Source organism: Desulfonatronovibrio hydrogenovorans DSM 9292 (assembly GCF_000686525.1).
Classification (GTDB): Bacteria; Desulfobacterota; Desulfovibrionia; order Desulfovibrionales; family Desulfonatronovibrionaceae; genus Desulfonatronovibrio; species Desulfonatronovibrio hydrogenovorans.
The window spans coordinates 132476-150890 of record NZ_KK365986.1 but is presented as its reverse complement, the minus strand read 5'-3'; the positions used below and the strand labels follow the sequence as shown (position 1 = coordinate 150890).

Below are 18415 nucleotides of genomic sequence, written 5' to 3'. Positions count from 1 at the left end.
CGCAGTGCCGAACGGCCAGATCAGGATGTAACCAGCAGGTATCACTGCAAACAAGTCCTGGAGTCAGGGAATCTCTAAACTATTACGACCAGTCCACCTCAGGATTCGGTTCCGGTTCCGCCCAATGACTGTTAGTTAAGCATCCTGGATGATAAAACTCAGGCATGACCTGATAACCAGACTGAATGATTCAAACACTTCCCTGAGGCCTGGCTGTTGACATATCCCCAGTAAAAATGATATTGATAATAAATTCCAAAAACATTAAAATGCTTTCGCGGCCTGGAGAAAACCATGAAGAAATTGATCCTGCTTATTTTGAGTACTGCTTTAGTCTTTACAGTTGCAAATGTTTCAGCAGCTGAAACCAATTATGAGAACGGCACTTACAGGGGGATATTTGCTGATCGTGGCGATATTCAGGTCGCCATTCAGCTGACTCTTGAAAACAATATGGTAACAGACATAAGCTTCAGACAGCTCTATCATTCGGGCATAGACTACAGGACATCCAAGCGTTACTCCACTGTCAACGGGATACGCGATCAACACCAGCAGCTTATCAACTACCTTCTGGGCAAAGACATCAGGATTTCCCTGGCTGACCTTTATCATCCGGGCAGCATCGTGACAACCGAGATCGACGGCTTTACTGGAGCCACCCTCAGGTCCGGCAAGATCATCTCCGCCATCAACGACGCCCTCAACCGCGGGGTTTACAGGTACTGATCCGCCACAGCCTGCAGGCAGCAATGGTCAATAGAGGAAATGTGCCCAAAGCCCCAAGGGAGGCCAGGACCACCGGATCTGCCAGGTCCTGCAATCCTTCCAGCTGAGCCAGCCTGCTTCCGGCGTTGGTAAAGATCATGATCCCGGGAAGAAATCCGGCCAGGCTGACCAGATAATAAGTCCCGACCTTCATGGAGGTCAGACCGAAGATCATGTTTACGGCAAAGGAAGGGAATACCTCTATCATGCGCAGCATGAACAGAAAACCGGGTCCGTACCTTTGGACCCCCTGATCAAAAAAGGGCAGATAATGACCCATCCTGGCCCGGACAAAGTCCTGCAGGGCATGGCGGGTCACGAGAAAGGCCACGGTCACCCCGGCAGACACAGCCAGGGCTGTGAGCAGAGACCCAAGCCAAAAACCGAAAAAAGCCCCTCCAGCCAGAGTCAGGATGCCTGTCCCTGGAATGGACACCACTGCAAAAAGAAAGCGCAGCCCCAGAAAAATCAGGACTGAAACCAGAAAGTGCTCCCGGCTCAGCTCTTTCAGGGCCAGGTGATTTTCCTGAAGCCATTCCAGAGTGATCAGGTCCAGACCCAGGGCAAAGCAGAGGTTCACCACCACCAGCCCGATCACAAAAATCAACAGGATTTTTCTCTTATTCTCTGCCAGCATGTTCATTGAAAGCTCCAGCCGGGACAGTCAGGACGCCCCAAAGCTTGGCCAATGTCTGCGGCCCTGTCCTGGAAGCCAGGGCCAGGAGGGCATGCCTCGCTCCAGGACAGGGCCGCAGATAATCAGCCGGACCTGAGCATTCTGGCTGCAGCCACCATGTTGACCAGGGCTGGTCTGACCTCTTCCCATCTTCTGGTCTTAAGACCGCAATCAGGATTTATCCAGACCTGTTCCGCCGGCAGGACCTCAAGTATGGCCCTGATCTGTCCGGACAGCTCCTCCATGGAAGGAACCCGGGGGGAATGGATGTCATAGACCCCTGGTCCGATCTCCTTGTCATACCCGGTCTCTTTAAAGACCTGGAGTAGATCATTGTTGCTCCGGGACATCTCCACGGTAATGACATCGGCGTCCATGGCCTGGATGGTCTTTATGATATCACCGAACTCGCTGTAGCACATGTGAGTGTGGATCTGGGTCTTTATGTCGGCTGCACTGACCGCCAGCTTGAAATTTTCCACTGCCCATTCTTCATATTCCGGTATATCTGCCTTGCGCAGAGGATAGCCTTCTTTAAAGGCGGCCTCGTCAACCTGAATGATCCTGATCCCGGCTGTCTGAAGATCCCGGATCTCCTCCTGCAGGGCCAGGGCTATCTGTCTGGCCACCTCCCGGGCTGGCCGGTCATTGCGTACAAAGGACCAGTTAAGGATGGTGACCGGCCCGGTGAGCATCCCTTTTACCGGCCTGGATGTCCTGGACTGGGCATGGGTTATCCACTTGACAGTCATGGGTCCCGGCCTGGAAACACGACCGTGAATGACCGGAGGCTTGACGCATCTGCTGCCGTAACTCTGGACCCAGCCGTTGGCCGTGATGTAAAATCCTTCCAGCATTTCCCCGAAGTACTCCACCATATCGTTGCGTTCAGGTTCACCGTGGACCAGAACGTCCAGGCCAGCTTCCTCCTGAAAGGCCACGCACTGGTCAATGTACTCCATTATACCGGCCTCATACCGGCTAAGGGAGATCTGTCCTTTTTTGAAATCCCGCCTCAGGGCTCTGATTTCACTGGTCTGGGGAAAACTTCCAATGGTGGTGGTGGGCAGCAGGGGCAGATCCAGTTCTTTTTTCTGGACAGCAATCCTCTGGGCAAAGCAGTGCTCACGGGATGTTCTTTCAGAAAATGGCCTCGAGCCTGAACATCCCGGGTCTGAATCTTCCGGATCCACCCTGGTGATCAGGCAGCGCCTGCTTTTCACCAGCAGATGTTCCTGCTCCAGGGTCAAGGGCTGATTGTGGAACATGCTGGATATCAGGGCTATCTCCCTGACCTTTTCCCTGGCAAAGCTGAACCGGTCAGTCACTGGTCCGGGAAGCTCATTATCAACGGTATACGGGACATGAACCAGGGAACAGCTGGAAGATACAATGATGTCCTCCTTGGGCAGATGTCTGGATATTTTACCCAGAATTCCAAGGGCCTGGTCAATATCGGCCGACCAGATGTTTTTCCCATCGACCACTCCGGCCAGAAGTTTCTTGCCCCTTAACAGCGATACTGCTTCAAGGTTTTCTGGGCCATGGACGAGATCCAGACCCATGCCCCAGATCCCGGTCTCTGCCAGGATCGGCAATGCTTCCAGAGCATGTTCAAAATAAGTTGCCACAATGATCCTGATGTTGTCACCGGCCTGAGCCAGGGTGTCATACACCCCGGGCAGGACCTGGAGAAGAGGCTTGTCCGGGTCCCGGACCAGGATCGGCTCATCCAGCTGAACATGGACCACATCATCCAGCTGGGATATCTCTTCAAGAATCCGGACATAAACCGGAATCAGCCGGTCCAGGTGATCAAGAGGATCCCTGTTGTCCATATCTCTGGACAGCCTCAGAAAGCTCAAAGGACCCATCAGATTGATCTTGGGGAACCGGATGCCCAGGGAAGAAGCCTCTCTGTACCGGGCCAGAACTGTTTCAGGATGGGGAGAAAACAGGGTGCTCCGGCTCAGTTCCGGAACCAGATAATGGTAGTTGGTGTTGAACCACTTGGTCATTTCAAGGGCCCGGACAGCCGTGCTGCCCCTGGCCATGGCAAAGTATCTGTCCCGTTCATGAGAAAAATCACTGAATCTGGGGGGGATTGCGCCCAGCATCAGGGCGCTGTCAAGCATATTATCATAAAAACTGAAGTCATTGACACTGATCAGATCGATCCGGCTTTCCTTCTGAAAAGTCAGATCTCCTGCCCTGACCTGGGCTCCGGTTTGTTCCAGGTCCTGGTCTTGAATACTGCCGGTCCAGTATCCTTCAAGGGCTTTTTTCAGCTCTCTGTTTTCCCCGATTCTGGGAAAACCAGTTACAGATGTTCTAATGGTCACGGTAAAACTCCTTTTGCTTGCGCGACAAAATTTGTTTGGCCACTATCATGGTCTTCGGACTCAGAGCCTGCCAGCAGACCGGCGTCTCAATACCGTAGCGCGACTGTGCCTGATTCTCACAGGACTTCCCCATTTTTGACAGCGGCAACATGGACTTAAATCACATCAGTCATCAAATAGTTTTCCTTTAACACCTCCTTAGCTGCAGCAGTATTGTGCTTGTTTCAGCCAGCAGCCCTGCTCATACAGGGCCAAAAAACTGACAAAGATGGGATAGCTAACTCCTTTATCCCGTCTTGGCAATCTTTTTCGGGACACTGACCTGGAAAATAAACTTCCACTCTCTTTTCACTGTTCAGGGGTTTTCCCAGCAAACGGACAAAGGTGTCCTGAGCCAGGTCATTGGCATCGTGGATGCTGCCCAGACGTCGGCGTAGCCAGTTCACCAGCCAGGAATGGTGTTCACAATAAAAATCACTGAACCGGGTCTGAGCTGATTTAATGGACATATTATTGAAGAAGCTTTCTTTATGGTGATGATTCAAGGCTTGATCAGGGAGTTCAGGCCGCGCTCTTTTTGGTGACGGACAGGGCTTCCAAAAACCTGGCTGCTGCTGTGCGGGGGGCAATAATCTTCTTGGTCTCCAGGGACATGTCCAGGCGGCCGGACTGTTCATAAGAGCTGTTTTCATAGGCAGCCACCAGGACCTCTTCATAGGCCCGGCGAAGATTCAGGAAAGATTCCTCCACCTCAGGGTATTGTCTGTCCGTTTGCATGGGCAGGATCAGGACTTCCTGAAGCTCCCGGGTCTTATGGGAGGGGGTAAAAATATCATAGTATTCCGGCACATATCCTGACCCCAGTTCATTAGTTCCTGGCCAGACATGACCCTGCCAGTGTTCAGGGGGCTTGGGTATTGTGCTGGTTATCCTGACCATGGGTACGGCCAGATCCCTTTCAAAATCCTCCAGCCGGACCAGGTAATGCAGCTTGGGACGCAGATGTCCGGCTTTTTTGGTTATCTTCCATTCAAGGATCATACTTCCTCCTCAGGTCAAAAGAATGGTTACCTAAAGTAAGCGTTTTTGCTCTGTTTTTGCCAGCAAAGCGAGGCAGTCTCAGTTAATTATATTCAGTAGTGATCAGTATGAGGATCAATAAAAATTCAGACCATGTCGGGCGGCAACTGGCTTAATTCACTGAAACCACACGGCCAAACGGTGGTTTGCTGTCCAGGCCTCCAGTACAGGCCCAGAGCACCGGGAAGGCGGGCCGGGCAGGAAACCGGTTGCAGGCCAGGTCGGTCAGGTAAATCAGACACATGGGCCTGACCCCACGCTTTTCCATCCAGTCAAAGACAGGTCTGAAATCTGTACCCCCTCCACCTCCGGCCTCAAGCTTCAAAGGAAGATCCTCTCTATGGATCAGTACTGAACTGGTCACCCTGGAATCGCAGTATATGACCCGCACCCCTGATGCGCAGGCATCCAGGATTGCTGACAGTTCAGCACTGAACCGGGACAGTTCCGGACCGGATATGCTGCCGGACGTATCCACAGCCACCACCACCTCCCTGGGATCCTGGCTGCGCATGGAAGGCAGGTAAATATCCTGATGCAGGAACCTTCGATTGGGAGGAACCCAGGAATAGTCAAACCTGGCTGCATCCCGGATAAACCGGCTCAGGATCTCTCTCCAATTCAAAACAGGGCTGAGCACTGTCTCGATCATCCGGGCCAGGCTTCCGGGCATTTCTCCTGCTGACCGGGCTGCATTTACAGCCCGGGCCAGATTTATCCTCCACCGCTCTTCAGAAGACTGATCCTGGCCAATACCATCTGACCCCCCTTGCTGCCCCGGCTCCAGGTCTCTGACTTCGCCGGCCCTTCCCGGATCATTGTCCCGGTCTTTGTCATTCCCCTGCCTTGCCTTGACCTTTTCATTCTCTCCCGCAGACATATCCTGATCATTCGTGGCCCGGTCATCAGGTCTGCCTCCTCTGGCCTGTAAATCTCCCGGGTCAGTCTTTTCTCCTTGAGGCGGGGCCTTTTTCTGATAAAGCTTTTCTGAGGTTTGAAGAGCCTGGGAACGCTCCTCCAGCAGGCCGGTATAAATCTTTTCCGCTGTCATCCCCCTGAGTCCAGGATCGTCCAGAAAGCCCGGGGGCAGATCCAACCCCGCTTCCACCAAAATCCAGTTTATGGCATAATCGCAGGCCATGTTCCAGAGTCTGGCTTCCCGGTGGTTTCTTCGCAGGTGATGCCCGCAGGCCGGATGGGTGACCACGTGAGCCAAAAGCCCCTTCAATTTTTCCTTAGGCAGCATATTCACGTAAACAGGATTGTAACCCAGAGTGATTCCATCAGACCAGGCAGTATCACAGCAGGCGTCTTCCACCAGTTTCATGCCCAGGGCCAGGTGTCCGAAAAATGGATGGTCCAGGACCAGACTGGTCCTGGCCTGAACTATCCTGGTGCGAGCTTCAGCTTCTCTGGCCATGGCTACAGCAGAACGTCCGCGTTGGCCGTGGCCCACCGGCTGAATTCCGGGGTATGCACTATCTCTCTGTTGACCCTGGCAGCGTCCCGCACCAGCAATACGCTGAATTCCGGTGGCAAACGCCTGGCATAGGCCATCACCTGGGGCAGGTTGTCCAGGTCGGTCCTGACTGACAGAAGTTCGCACACTGCATACAGGGTGGCAGGGTCTTCCGGCACCTCGGCTGTCTCAGGAGTTTCAAGCAGTTCATCAGGATCAGGCAGGTTCCTGAATATCTTCAGGAAACCGCAGAATTCAGTGGCTGCTCCCTGCCCAACCATCCCGGATATCAATTCCAGGTCCGGCTCCTGAAAAAAACCGTCTCCCTTCGTTACTGCCGAGACAAAAGACCAGGAACGCGGCGTGGGAAAGGCCCGGTCTTCTCTGGCCGGATCAAAGGAATGGAGCAGATTTGGCCTGAAGCGCAGAAAAGAAGTCACTTCAGGGGCGATATCATTTTCCTGGGCCCATTCCAGCCATTCCAGGGTGTCCACCTCGAAATCCAGATGGGCAAAGCGATTGGCCAGAGCAGAGGGTATCCGATGGGTTACGGCCCGGTCCGTGTCCCGGTTGCCTGCAGCCACAATGCTCCAGTCCCTGGGCAGAACGTATTCGCCCAGGCGCCGGTCCAGAATCAGCTGGTAGCAGGCAGCCTGGACCAGGGGCGGGGCAGCGTTTAACTCATCCAGAAACAGGACTCCCCGGCCCTGGTCCGGCAGAAAATCCGGCGGGCACCAGGCTGCCCGGTTTCCATCGATTCTGGGGAGACCTCGCAGGTCCACCGGGTCCAGAAGAACCGCCCGGATATCAATCAGTTCCAGACCTTCGTCCCTGGCAGTCCTGGCCACCACCTGGCTCTTGCCTATTCCAGGCGGCCCCCAGATGAACACAGGCTGTTTTACAGCAATAAGCCTTTTCAAAGCTTGAACAATTTTAGAAGGTTTCATTTTTCTCCCGTTTCTTGTGTCTGATGCCTGAGTTCATGGATGACCCAGGCATTAAAAAAAATCATGTTCATAATCATAAAATGGTCCCTGCCCAATCCTGCCCTCCAGCATTTCCTGGCACTGAGCGCAATGCCTGGCTGTGGGGCGGACTTCCAGCCGACGAAGAGCTATGTCTTCCCCGCATGCTTCGCAAAAACCATACTCTCCACTGTCCAGCCTTCTGAGAGCCCCGTGAATTTCCCTGATCAGCCTTGCTTCCCGGTCAGCCTGGGCCAGAAGGATGTTCCTTTCAGCCTCCAGAGAACCCTGATCATTCTCATCAGCGCAGCCATTGATATTCCGGCTCAACTCATGTCCAACCCGCTCCACGCTGGCAGTAGTCTCCAGCAAAAGGGTTTCAAGCAGCAGACGAAAGCCCTGAAGATGTTCTTTAGTCATATCATCCTCCCTGTATTCCTGCGGTGCAGGCCTGGATGCAGCCAGAACATTTGTTTTTATGGCCTACTATTCGACTGCATATTATCTTGGTAATCAGAGAATCCAGGCTGCACATTTCAAATCCGGGACCTGCATCTTCAAGCATGTTCAGCATGACCACGCTCAGTTCCGGATCAAACTGAGTACCAGCCCCTCGCTGGATCTCAGCCAGGGCCTGAGACAGAGTCAGCCTGGCCCGGTAGGGTCTGTCCTCAAGCATGGCGGAAAGGCTGTCAGCCAGAGCCAGGATGCGTGCCCCTGCCGGTATCCGGTCAGCTTTGAGTTTTAGAGGATATCCATTTCCATCCCAGCGCTCGTGGTGATGTAAAATCATCTCGCATATTCCGGTAGAGCCGTTCATTGCCTTAACAGGGGCCACTATTTTGGCTCCCATCACCGGGTGAGTACACATCAGTTTCCATTCCCGGGAGGTCAGCGGACCTGTTTTGCGCAGAACAGTGTCAGGGATACCGATCTTGCCGATATCATGAACATGACCGGCAATATGGATGAATTCTACTTCAGACCGGGAAAAGCCTGCTTTCAGGGCAAGGCATCGACTCAAGTCAGCCACATGCTTTGAATGACACATGGTAAACTTATCCCTGGCATCAATTGCATTTCCCAGGGACTCGGCAATCTGGTGGATGGTGCCGAGCAGCTCATGCCTGGAGTCATGGTTTTCGCCGGTGGTTGATGAAAATGTATCCTGAAACATGAACATTTACTGCTCCACCTGACTGTCATGGATGAAGACCCGGTTTCCGCCCATCTGCTTGGCCATGTACGCAGCCTGATCCGCTGCCCTGAGCATTCCATGCAGGTCCGGCTCAAGCCTCTGACCAGCTCCTGACAACCCTGCGATTCCTATGCTCAAAGTGGTCTGCCCCACCCTGGATTCATTATAAGCCGTCAATATCCTCTGGCCGATCTCAGCGGCCTTGCCAGAGCCTATCCCCCAAAAAAGGATTCCGAACTCATCTCCTCCAAACCGAAAGGGAACATCAGTCTCTTCCCGGACATTGTTGCGCATGATCTCAGCAAGAACCTTTAGCAGCTCATCCCCGGCCTGATGGCCGAACTCATCATTAACGCTCTTGAACTTGTCTGCATCAAGGAACATCAGGGTCAGAGTCTGCCCCCGGGGCAGGGCCTGCCTGCCCACCTGCTCGAGCCTGGCCTCCAGCCCCCGACGGTTGAAAAGACCTGTAAGGGGATCAAGCATGGACATGTCTCTGTACCTGCTCCGGTCCTGATTGATTTCCTGGAGCTCCTGGTGCAGTTTCCTCTCTCTTTTGGAGATGACATGGGCCATCCAGTTCAGGTTGCGCTTGAGCACCATTATTTCATGCTCCCCCTCCTTCTGGGACGGAAGACTGAGCCTGGCGCTATAGTCCCCGGATTTGAGCTGCAGGCAGAATCTTTCAATATCCTGCAAGTCCTTGAGCACCAGGTAACGACTAATCACAGAAGACAGGGGAGAAAGCAGAATTATCCCGGCCACCAGGACCACGGCCAGATAAGGCTGCAGATCCCCTGGACCGGTTTCCAGGATTATCAGTCCGACCAGGCTGGGAATAATGATCAGACAGACCAAAAGCAGCCTGACCCGGGCAATGATGCTCAGACCGTACTTATTGTTTGACAAGATTGCTGGCTTTTTCCCTTTCAATGCAGCCCATGACTTTCCCTGCTCAATCATTCTTCAAACCCGGCCAGAGACTTGACCAGCTTCACCCTGAGGACCTCCAGCTGCTTGGAACGAAAAGATTTCCTGGTCTGCTCCAGAACGCAGATAGCCTCCTGAACCGCCCTGGACAACCGTTCCTCCCGGGCGCAAACAACTCCCAGCCTGCCGTGATCGCAAAATGCATCAGCAAAGGAGTCCTTAAGGTCCAGAAGCCTGGCCAGCAGTTCCTGCTGGGTGTCAAGCCTGTGGTTCAGGTCGGTGACTTTTTTGCTTAACCTGATCAAGAGTTCAGCCTGCTCTCGGCCTGAACTGTCTGGAAATTCGGATAAGGACATAAAAATCTACTGCCTCATTCAATTAGTGATTTTAATATTCATTACCATCCAGGCCAAGTAAGCATTTTCACAACTCAGCCAGTCAAAAAACATGTAAAATCAGAGCGATGGGTGTATGGCTGGATACAAAGTTGAGAACGCCTATCAACTATCTAAAACGACTGACCCTTGTCAAGCTTTTTATGAAAACAATTCTCATATTCAAAATTGCCTTACTAATCCTAATAACAGCCTGCCCCACAACTTCAAGCCTGTCCCTTAACCATATTTCAATCTTACTTTTCATCTTATGATTTTTTCCCAGGTTACCTGCCTTTTCAATCTTATTTCGCTATTTTTTCAAAAAAATCTCTTTTTATAGTTTACAAAAATTAAAAATAATCCTAACTAGTGTTACTAATTTTCTGATCATAACAAACAGGAGGCGTTGTGAACCTGAAAAAAAAGATTCAAGGCATCGCTGTCATGGCCGCGCTGAGCCTGCACTCAGTCCTGCCGGCTGCTGTACATCAAAATGTGGCCATGCAGGAAATGGTGGTCACTGCCACCAGGTTTCCCGAGCCCAGGGAAAGAATTCCCGGACCCATCCAGGTCATTGACAGTCAGCAGCTTGCTGAACTTCCCTATGAAAGGGTGGATGAGATCCTGAACTGGATATCTGGAGTCAGTTCAGACCGGACTCTGGGAATCTATGAACTTTCTCCCAGGGTGACCATACGCGGTCTGGGTGAAAATGAACCTGACCGGACAATCATTGGGGAGATAAGCTATGCTTGGTAAAAAAGAAGCTCCAAAGATCATTTGGTTGAGCATCTGCTCCTTTTTGCTCATCTGTTTGGCTTGGACTCCGGCCCTCTCAGGCGCTGCCACCAAAAATCAGAGTATTAATAAAACCAGCGAATACGAGATATGGCAGACTCTGGGCAGAGCAGCCGGAGAAAAAGCATTGTCCATGCTGGAGTCCGAATCTGATTCCCAGTTAATAGTTCTGACCAGCGCAGGCTCTTCAATCATCAGCGGCTTTGACACCCTGGGCTGCCTGGACGGTCTGAGCAAATCCACCGGAAGCACCATGGGCCGGGCAACTCTTTTGCCTGTGACCACCCGTTTTGACGCTCCTTTGTGGTTTGCCTTTTTTCACCGCTCCACTGGACAAACTGCATACTTTGAACTGAATCCAAAACAGCTGTTTATGGATGAAACAGGCCAGTTCATGAAACCAGAGAAGTCCCTGTTCACCAATGATCAACTCGTTGGGCTCATGGCTGAGGAGCTGTTTGAAAAAGCCAGGCAGGGAGAACTGCCTGACATGCAGGCCATGTCCGGCAACCTCTTCCGGATAACCACCCTGGCCAATGCCCTGCACAAAGGACTTCCCGGAAGAATGGCCAAAGCCCTGTCTCTGCATGACCATTACTGTCCCGGCCTGACATCCGGAGTTCTGTTTGCCGAATACATGCGCCTGCATCACCACCTGGACCCCAGCCAGGAAATTTTCGTGCTTACCACCCAGCCCTGGTGCAAGGAGGATGCACTGATCAATCTTCTGGCCGCCACTCCAGGCAAAAAGGCCTACGCAACAATTTATCCGGACAGGCAGGATGAAGAACAGATGAGTGAAACTGAAAAGCGTATTTCAACCATTGTTTTCACCACCAATCCTCACGGTCTGTGGAGGGGAGCTGCCCTGGAATTTCTTTGGGGACACAATCAGGCAGTGGAAAGCTTTGATTCCCCTCTTCTGGACAGGCTGGCTGCTGTTCTCTGGTATCTGGACCACCTGGATGAGCCCGAGCGATTTGTTAACCTGGTCCAGTGGATCGAACTGCCTCAGGGCAGTCATCCCAGGGACTGGATGCGACCAGGGAAAAACCCTTTGCAATTGATCCAGCAGTAAAAACTCAAAACTTTGAATCCAGCATCTGATTCCGATTTTGAAAAAAACACCATGCGTATCTGGCCCAGCATTGTGCTTGCCCTGTCCCTGCACGGACTTCTGTTTGCTCTTCCGTTCAAAGAGCCCTCCAGGGACAGGCTAGAACCAGACCAGATCAGCTTTGTCCTGGTTAACCCCATTGATGCCCCAGCAGATAATCATGGGCCAGCACCCTTTTCAGAGCCACTGCCTGAACCGGAGAAAATCCTTGATCCAGAACCCATACCTGAGCCAGAACCAGTCCCGGCACCAGAACCTGAGTCAAGGCCTGAACCAGAACCAAAACCCAGGCCAGTACCCCTGCCAGAACCCAAGCCTGAAGTTAAAACTGAACCAGAGCCAGGACCTGATCAGACTGAGCTGCCCCAAGTGGCTGCTCCCGATCCTGAGCCGACTCCCATATCTCCATCCCTGGGCAGAATCACCCCTCCTGAACAGCCCGGCCCTGTGCAAAAGGACCCATTACCCGCAGGGCCGGTGCAAACAGCCTTTGGTGAGCCTGAAGGCCCCAGGTTCAAGCAGCGGGTCATCCCGGAATATCCCATGCGGGCTAGGCGCATGGGACGGGAAGGAGTGGTGGGGCTTAAGCTGCACATAGATGAGCTGGGCAATCTTGTGGAAGCTGAAATCATTGAAAAAGCAGGTTACGGACTTGATGAAGCGGCATTAAAGGCGGTTCAGCAGTCAACCTATTATCCGGCCAGCCGTAACGGACAGCCAGTAGAGAGCCGGGCCAGGCTGAACATACGGTTTGAACTGAGGTGATTGTCTGCTGCTGACGGTTAAATTTAGCAATAACCAAAAGACATAATAAAGGAGGAAAAAGTGTCAAAAAAATCGACCGTAACAGGAGCAGCAGTCATCTGGATGGTTTGCCTTGTGTGGACTGCCCTTCCAGGCCATGCTCAAGATTCTATGTCAATAACTGACAGTATGGGAAGAGAGCTGACTATACCAGCTCAGGTGGACAGGGTGATCTGTTCCAACTCTGGATGTTTGAGGCTTCTTACCTATCTTCAGGCCCATGATCGGGTAGTTGCTGTTGACAGCATTGAGGTCAAAGGATCACCCATTGATGTCAGGCCTTATGCCATCGCAAATCCTCAGTTTAAGAATTATCCCATTTTCGGAGAGTTCCGGGGGCATGACAGTCCAGAGCTTATTGCCGGTCTTGATCCACAACCCCAAGTCATGTTCAAGACTTATGCGGCCCGTTCTGGTGGCATTGATACTTTGCAGGATAAAATTAATATTCCGATCATCGGCCTTGGTTACGGCAATTTGACCCATAGCCGGGAAGAACTCAATGAAAGCCTGCGCATCATGGGAAAAGCCCTGGGGGTTGAGGATAGAGCTGAGGAAGTCATTGCCTACTTTAATGATTTGCAAAAAGATCTGGAACAAAGAGCTGCAGCCATTCCAGAAGATCAGCGCATCTCCTGTTATATTGGAGGCTTAGGTCAGCGAGGCCCTCACGGATTCCAGTCAACAGAGCCCTCCTATGCCCCTTTTGAATTTCTCGGAGCAAACAATGTTGCCGGAGTACTTTCTACCCCTGAAAAAAGAGTTTCCCACGCCAATGTAGCAAAGGAAAAAATCCTCTTCTGGGACCCTGAGATAATCTTTATAGATATATCCACCATGCGCCTGGACCAGGGAGCCAACGCTCTGGATCAACTGCGCACCGATATGGCTTACCAGAGCCTGAGTGCTGCTCATAATGGACTAATTTATGGGGTATTCCCATACAACTCCTACACACAAAATTTTGAATCCATTTTTGCAAATGCTTACTTCATCGGTAAAATTCTTTATCCTGAACAATTCGCCGACATCGACCCCATGAAAAAAGCAGAGGATATTTCAAGCTTTCTCAATGGTGGGCCTGCTTTTGAAGAAATCAATACTCAGTTTGACAGTATGGGATTCAGCAATATCAACCTTCATTAGACAATAATTGAAATAATTAAATCAAAAGGAGAACTTGTGAAACTTTTTAAAAGTAAAATAGTTGTTTTGGTGCTTTTCATAATGTGGACTGCCCATGTGCATGCTGAGGAAGATGTTCATCGGATTGACTCCATTGTAGTGTCTACAACCAGAACCGAAATCTCTGTATTTGATGCTGCCCAGGATGTTTCCGTCATAACCAGAGAAGAAATTGAAGCCTCACCTTTTGAAAGGGTTGAGGATATCCTTAGAAGCGTTCCCGGTATATTCAATTTCAGGCATTACGGCATGCAGACCAACGGTATTGTCAGTCCGCTCATAATGCGCGGAGTAGGTAAAAACAGGGTACTGGTGCTTGTAGATGGTGTACCTCAAAACGACAACTTTAACAACGGCATAGCCTGGATTGGATGGGGTCATATCCCAAAAGATACCATCGAAAGGATTGAGATTGTCAGAGGCCCTACTTCAGCTCTCTATGGCTCTGAAGGACTTGGCGGTGTCATTCATATCATCACGAAAAAGCCCGGTGACCAGAGGCAGACATCCATTCAAGGGCAGGGCGGATCTGCCAATACTTATGGTGGTTCGGCTTTTCACAGTCAGAAATTTAATAATTTTGGCCTGATGCTTGCCGGAAGCTATGAGGAAAGCGACGGATTTTACATGGTTAGTGATCGAGAAGACTATGAAATAAAACGTCATCGGGATTTAGGCAGGCTGCTTGGTAAGACCACTTATGACATTGGTCCTGAATCTGAAATATCCCTTGCTGCCTTGTATTATGATTATACAGCCGGTCAGGGCAGAAAGTACTTCTACAACGAAATGACCATGGATCAATACTGGCTTAATTTCAGCCATCAGGGGGGATACGTTGGATTAAGGGCCATCGCATACTTAAACCGGGTAGACAAGACCGCTTTTCAAGATACTGCAAATGACAACTTCAGCAGCCCATTTCGTAATGAAAAAATGAAAGGAACCTATACTTGGGGAGCGGATTTACAGACTACATTCTCAAAAATTGAATGGGCTCCAATAACCTTGGGTATGGCATTCAAAGAGGCAGTCTGGAAGTATGATGAGGATTACCCGGGGAGCGCCCGGGATGCCGGCGCCGAAGCCAGACAGAAGACAATCTCTCCTTTTGTCAACATGGACCTTCGTTTTCTTGATGATGACCTTATAGTAAACATCGGAGGTCGCTACGATTGGATTGAAACATCCGGTGGGAAAAACTGGGATACGCAAGGAAGTGCCGGGAGACCACCATACGACAACAGATATGGAAAAAGCCGGGACAAAAACTTTTCACCGAAAATGGGTATTGCCTATCACCCTGATGACCGGACAACCCTGAGGGCATCCGGAGGTAAAGGATTTCGCGCTCCCAGCCTGTTTGAACTGTACAAAGTTCATATTCGAGGCGGAGGCACCATGTACAGAGAAGCCAATCCTGACCTGAAGCCGGAATATATATGGTCTTATGATCTTGGAGCTGAAAGATTCCTGACTGATAATCTTTGGGGCAAATTCACATTTTATCAGTCCTGGGCAAAAGACTATATTGGCAGCCGTCTGACAGGCAGCTATCCCTTTGCAGGTGGAACAAGAACCAGAAACGAATACGTGCTTGATAACATCAGCGAAGTCGATATCTATGGCTTCCATGCTGAGCTTCAATGGGAACCAGTTGACTTCACCACCTTTTTTGCCAACTACACATACAATATCTCCAAGGTTGGTAAAGATAGTGAAAACAGGGAGCTTGAAGGAAACTATCTGCCCCATGATCCACAGCATGCCTTACATTTTGGTGTTCGTTACTCCAACCCGTCCATAGTCAACCTGACCTTGATGGCTAATGTTTACGACAGAATATACTATGATGACCAGAATTCCATTAGTCCTGGCAGTTATTGGACAGTAGATGCTTCTGTTTCGAGAAAATTCTTTGACCATGTCACACTTTTTCTGAACGTGGAGAACATATTCAATAATAAATACAAGATGTTTCGTTCAGCAACCAGTTCTGACACAGTTGCTCCAGGAATAGTTGCTCTTGGAGGAGTAAAATTTGAATTCTAATAATAGGCCCAGTCATTGGCTTTGCAGGCTGGGCCTTAAGCAATAATGAAAAATATGACATAAAAGATTAGTTGCATTTCTGTCTGACGTCAGAGGCGGGGAACTTAAGCGGCTCTTCTTTAATCCCCCATGCCTTACTTATAATAGCTACGATCTGCTGCAACGACAAAAGGTTAAATAAGATGTTGAATATAATTAGAATAATATTTGTTTCCACACTATTTTTTATGACTTTTACAGGCTTTGTCCATGCTCATCACTTATGGGTTGAAACCGTTGATGATGGATACGCAGTCAGGCGTGGCTTTTTACCTGACGATGTTCACAACTATAATCCAGCCTTTGCAACTGACATCAGGATGCTTGACAGTAATGCCCGCAAGATGACTTTTCAAAGGATTGATGGTCCACAAGGGGTTATACTCAAAACAGAAGAAAAGCCTGAGGTTGTGATAGTCACCTGTAAGTGGGGAGACAGGGTAAACACTCCAGAAGGCAAAAAGTTCATGTCCAGAGAGGGAGCCTTGGCCAAAGGAATCCATGTGGAATCAAGCTTCACCTCAACCCAGTTCTCCAAGACTTATTTTCCGCCTTATAAAACCTGGACCAGAGCCACGGGACTGCCCCTTGAAATCCTCCCACTGGAAGAATTCCATCATCAAAAAGATAATGATCTTTTGACGGTCAAAATTCTTTTTCAGAACACTGCACTTTCAGACTCCATGGTCAGGCTCAGACCTGGTGATGTCAATATCAGAACCAATAAGCATGGAATCGCTCAAATTCCCATCAGCGGAAAAGGACCTTACACAATAATCGCCCTGCATACTGTTTCTGCTGATGCCCACCCAGACATTGATTACCGACAGTTCATGAGCTTTATTATGTTTGATCTGCCATAACCTTCAATTATCAGGGATACTCAATATGCATTGCACTTTAACCCCTGACCAGATCAATAAAGCCATCGAGTTCCACGGCCATGAATGCCCAGGATTATGGATAGGCTTAAGAGCGGCAGAACTTTGTCTGAACAAGCTGGGGCACAACGACCAGAGTCCCATCACTGCAGTGGTGGAAACAGACATGTGCGGGGTGGACGCTATTCAGGTTCTAACCGGATGCACCCTTGGCAAGGGCAACCTGATTCATAAAGATTTGGGCAAAATGGCTTTTTCTTTTTATCGCAGAGCCGATGGCAAATCCCTGCGGGCTGTTTTCCAGCGTCGGGCCATGGGTGAAGAAGGCGAAGAAATGAGGACCCTGACCAAAAAAATATTTTCCGGCCAGGCTACGGATGAAGAAAAGTCCAGGGCGGCAAAGCTTAAGCAAAAAGCAAGGGAACGTATATTTGAAGCTCAATTAAGTGAACTTTTCACCACAAAAGAACCAGAAGAATCTGTTCCGCGTCCGGCCAAGATCCTGGACAGTCTGGAGTGCTCATCCTGCAGAGAACACACCATGGAATCCAGGACCAGACGCTTTGACGGCCAAGTATACTGCATACCCTGCTTTGATCGAGTAGAGCAGAAAATTTAACTGCTTTATCAACAACACCTTAACATGACAGGAGGCCCACTATCCATGGCTGATCTCTTTTTCAAAGGCGGAATTCTCATGTGGCCCATCCTGGCCTGCTCCATTACAGCCCTGGCCGTTATCCTGCACAAGACCATGCAGTACAGAAGCATCATGGGTCAATTGAACATGTCTTTGAAGGAAGTCCAGCAGCAAAGGCCGCCTGTGCTGGAACCGCTGATAAGTGGTCTGGAAAGACACCTGGGAGAAAAGGAAATTGGAATAATCGGCACCAGGTTGATCCGCAGGCTGGAGCGGGGTCTGGGGACCCTGTCTCTCATCTCAGTTATCAGCCCTCTTCTGGGGCTGACCGGAACAGTGCTGGGCATGATCAAGGCCTTTCAGTCCATGGCTGAAGTCGGAACCAGAGTTGAACCGGCCATCCTGGCCACAGGTATCTGGGAGGCTCTCATCACTACTGCCTCGGGCCTGCTGGTGGCCATAGCAGCTCATGTGGCCTTTCACTATCTGGACAGCCGCATGGGAGAAATAACCCTGGGCATGAAGGAAATCACCCTGGCCCTGAGCACTAAGGCCTGTGAGCAGGAAGGTTGAATATGGAGTTTGAACGCATCAGGCACAGGCACACCCATATCAACATTGCCCCTCTGGTGGATATGGTCTTTCTGCTGCTTCTTTTTTTCATGCTGACCTATCAGGCTGTGGCTGACCACGGCATAGAAATCAGCCTGCCCAAGGCTGAAAGCTCCACTCTTCAGGAAAAAAGTGAAGTGGAAATCCTGGTGGATGCTGGTGGTGAACTGTACATCGAGCAGTCCCTGATCATGATGGATGATCTTCCGGAAATCCTTGACGCCCTGTTTGTCTCAAAAGACCAGCCCTTGATCATCCGGGCCGACAAACAGGCCAGCGTAGGAATACTTGTGAACGTAATGGATGCAGGCCGGTCATCCGGATTTTCCAGGATCAGCGTAATAACTGAGAAACATTAGCCTGGTTTTCAGTTATCCTTACGGGCTGTCATACCGGGAGAGACCTGCTCCTTTGGTGCTACCAAATTAAATTTATGACTAAATAATCAGCCAGCTATTTTTTTTCATATTACTATTAGTCTGCAAAAGGAGG

General features: G+C 50.5%; 20 protein-coding genes. 10 read left to right on the top strand and 10 right to left on the bottom strand.

Going from position 1 to position 18415, the window contains the following annotated elements; genetic code table 11:
• Positions 1 to 294 precede the first annotated feature (294 nt).
• Positions 295 to 729 (top strand): FMN-binding protein, encoded by a 435-nt coding sequence (locus tag P771_RS17980; RefSeq protein ID WP_051617475.1) that lies wholly within the window; start codon positions 295 to 297, stop codon positions 727 to 729.
• On the opposite strand, the gene P771_RS17975 is transcribed toward P771_RS17980, so the two are convergent.
• From P771_RS17975 to P771_RS18980, 10 genes are all read right to left on the bottom strand, one after another.
• Entirely contained in the window at positions 704 to 1411 is a 708-nt protein-coding gene (locus P771_RS17975) for a TVP38/TMEM64 family protein (protein WP_051617472.1), read from the bottom strand. The two genes, P771_RS17980 and P771_RS17975, sit on opposite strands and share 26 nt — an antisense overlap.
• Positions 1412 to 1527: 116 nt before the next feature.
• Positions 1528 to 3786 (bottom strand): 5-methyltetrahydropteroyltriglutamate--homocysteine S-methyltransferase, encoded by a 2259-nt coding sequence (metE, locus tag P771_RS0115350; protein WP_028575822.1) that lies wholly within the window; start codon positions 3784 to 3786, stop codon positions 1528 to 1530.
• A gap of 224 nt (positions 3787 to 4010) precedes the next feature.
• Positions 4011 to 4295 carry a sigma factor gene (locus P771_RS0115340; protein WP_084302018.1) on the bottom strand — a complete coding sequence of 95 codons (285 nt, stop codon included), beginning with the start codon at positions 4293 to 4295 and terminating at the stop codon, positions 4011 to 4013.
• 52 nt (positions 4296 to 4347) lie between these two features.
• Positions 4348 to 4827 (bottom strand): hypothetical protein, encoded by a 480-nt coding sequence (locus P771_RS0115335; protein WP_028575820.1) that lies wholly within the window; start codon positions 4825 to 4827, stop codon positions 4348 to 4350.
• 151 nt (positions 4828 to 4978) lie between these two features.
• On the bottom strand, positions 4979 to 6322 hold the full coding sequence (locus tag P771_RS0115330; RefSeq protein ID WP_150112222.1) for a vWA domain-containing protein: 1344 nt from the start codon (positions 6320 to 6322) through the stop codon (positions 4979 to 4981).
• A complete protein-coding gene (locus tag P771_RS0115325) occupies positions 6289 to 7272 on the bottom strand; it encodes an AAA family ATPase (RefSeq protein ID WP_028575818.1) in 984 nt (327 codons plus the stop codon). The genes P771_RS0115330 and P771_RS0115325 overlap by 34 nt, the downstream gene beginning before the upstream one ends.
• 51 nt (positions 7273 to 7323) lie before the next feature.
• The gene (locus tag P771_RS17970; RefSeq protein ID WP_051617470.1) at positions 7324 to 7710 is read right to left on the bottom strand and encodes a TraR/DksA family transcriptional regulator; all 387 of its coding nucleotides are present in this window, start codon (positions 7708 to 7710) and stop codon (positions 7324 to 7326) included.
• A 1-nt stretch (position 7711) separates the two neighbouring features.
• On the bottom strand, positions 7712 to 8473 hold the full coding sequence (locus P771_RS17965) for an HD-GYP domain-containing protein (RefSeq protein WP_051617467.1): 762 nt from the start codon (positions 8471 to 8473) through the stop codon (positions 7712 to 7714).
• Entirely contained in the window at positions 8474 to 9397 is a 924-nt protein-coding gene (locus P771_RS18570) for a sensor domain-containing diguanylate cyclase (protein WP_161635996.1), read from the bottom strand.
• 50 nt (positions 9398 to 9447) lie between these two features.
• Positions 9448 to 9774 carry a hypothetical protein gene (locus P771_RS18980; protein WP_028575817.1) on the bottom strand — a complete coding sequence of 109 codons (327 nt, stop codon included), beginning with the start codon at positions 9772 to 9774 and terminating at the stop codon, positions 9448 to 9450.
• Positions 9775 to 10203: 429 nt separating this feature from the next.
• Here P771_RS18980 and P771_RS0115300 point away from each other — a divergent pair, with 429 nt between their 5' ends.
• From P771_RS0115300 to P771_RS0115260, 9 genes are all read left to right on the top strand, one after another.
• A complete protein-coding gene (locus P771_RS0115300; RefSeq protein ID WP_028575816.1) occupies positions 10204 to 10554 on the top strand; it encodes a TonB-dependent receptor plug domain-containing protein in 351 nt (116 codons plus the stop codon).
• Positions 10544 to 11671, top strand: a complete 1128-nt coding sequence (locus P771_RS0115295) for an FmdE family protein (RefSeq protein WP_028575815.1) — start codon at positions 10544 to 10546, stop codon at positions 11669 to 11671. Before P771_RS0115300 ends, P771_RS0115295 begins: the two co-directional genes overlap by 11 nt.
• A gap of 12 nt (positions 11672 to 11683) precedes the next feature.
• On the top strand, positions 11684 to 12475 hold the full coding sequence (locus tag P771_RS18930) for an energy transducer TonB (RefSeq protein WP_028575814.1): 792 nt from the start codon (positions 11684 to 11686) through the stop codon (positions 12473 to 12475).
• 60 nt (positions 12476 to 12535) lie between these two features.
• Positions 12536 to 13660, top strand: coding sequence for an iron ABC transporter substrate-binding protein (locus tag P771_RS0115285; protein WP_244147344.1), 1125 nt, complete (start codon positions 12536 to 12538; stop codon positions 13658 to 13660).
• A gap of 36 nt (positions 13661 to 13696) precedes the next feature.
• Positions 13697 to 15751: a TonB-dependent receptor plug domain-containing protein gene (locus P771_RS0115280; protein ID WP_028575812.1), complete on the top strand. Its 2055-nt coding sequence runs from the start codon at positions 13697 to 13699 to the stop codon at positions 15749 to 15751.
• Between the two features lie 182 nt (positions 15752 to 15933).
• Complete coding sequence (locus P771_RS0115275; RefSeq protein WP_028575811.1) at positions 15934 to 16653, top strand: DUF4198 domain-containing protein; 720 nt, start codon at positions 15934 to 15936, stop codon at positions 16651 to 16653.
• A gap of 25 nt (positions 16654 to 16678) precedes the next feature.
• Positions 16679 to 17290, top strand: a complete 612-nt coding sequence (locus P771_RS0115270; protein WP_028575810.1) for an FmdE family protein — start codon at positions 16679 to 16681, stop codon at positions 17288 to 17290.
• A gap of 45 nt (positions 17291 to 17335) precedes the next feature.
• Positions 17336 to 17884, top strand: coding sequence for a MotA/TolQ/ExbB proton channel family protein (locus P771_RS0115265; protein ID WP_028575809.1), 549 nt, complete (start codon positions 17336 to 17338; stop codon positions 17882 to 17884).
• Between the two features lie 2 nt (positions 17885 to 17886).
• On the top strand, positions 17887 to 18282 hold the full coding sequence (locus tag P771_RS0115260; protein ID WP_028575808.1) for an ExbD/TolR family protein: 396 nt from the start codon (positions 17887 to 17889) through the stop codon (positions 18280 to 18282).
• Positions 18283 to 18415: the final 133 nt, after the last annotated feature.

Excerpts from the sequence above, each read along its gene's own strand:
- P771_RS17975 (WP_051617472.1), bottom strand. The coding sequence starts at position 1,411 with ATGAACATGCTGGCAGAGAATAAGAGAAAAATCCTGTTGATTTTTGTG.
- P771_RS17970 (WP_051617470.1), bottom strand. The coding sequence starts at position 7,710 with ATGACTAAAGAACATCTTCAGGGCTTTCGTCTGCTGCTTGAAACCCTT.
- P771_RS0115295 (WP_028575815.1), top strand. The coding sequence starts at position 10,544 with ATGCTTGGTAAAAAAGAAGCTCCAAAGATCATTTGGTTGAGCATCTGC.
- P771_RS0115325 (WP_028575818.1), bottom strand. The coding sequence starts at position 7,272 with ATGAAACCTTCTAAAATTGTTCAAGCTTTGAAAAGGCTTATTGCTGTA.
- P771_RS0115340 (WP_084302018.1), bottom strand. The coding sequence starts at position 4,295 with ATGTCCATTAAATCAGCTCAGACCCGGTTCAGTGATTTTTATTGTGAA.
- P771_RS0115335 (WP_028575820.1), bottom strand. The coding sequence starts at position 4,827 with ATGATCCTTGAATGGAAGATAACCAAAAAAGCCGGACATCTGCGTCCC.
- P771_RS17980 (WP_051617475.1), top strand. The coding sequence starts at position 295 with ATGAAGAAATTGATCCTGCTTATTTTGAGTACTGCTTTAGTCTTTACA.
- P771_RS0115265 (WP_028575809.1), top strand. The coding sequence starts at position 17,336 with ATGGCTGATCTCTTTTTCAAAGGCGGAATTCTCATGTGGCCCATCCTG.
- P771_RS18980 (WP_028575817.1), bottom strand. The coding sequence starts at position 9,774 with ATGTCCTTATCCGAATTTCCAGACAGTTCAGGCCGAGAGCAGGCTGAA.
- P771_RS0115270 (WP_028575810.1), top strand. The coding sequence starts at position 16,679 with ATGCATTGCACTTTAACCCCTGACCAGATCAATAAAGCCATCGAGTTC.
- P771_RS0115260 (WP_028575808.1), top strand. The coding sequence starts at position 17,887 with ATGGAGTTTGAACGCATCAGGCACAGGCACACCCATATCAACATTGCC.
- P771_RS0115275 (WP_028575811.1), top strand. The coding sequence starts at position 15,934 with ATGTTGAATATAATTAGAATAATATTTGTTTCCACACTATTTTTTATG.
- P771_RS17965 (WP_051617467.1), bottom strand. The coding sequence starts at position 8,473 with ATGTTCATGTTTCAGGATACATTTTCATCAACCACCGGCGAAAACCAT.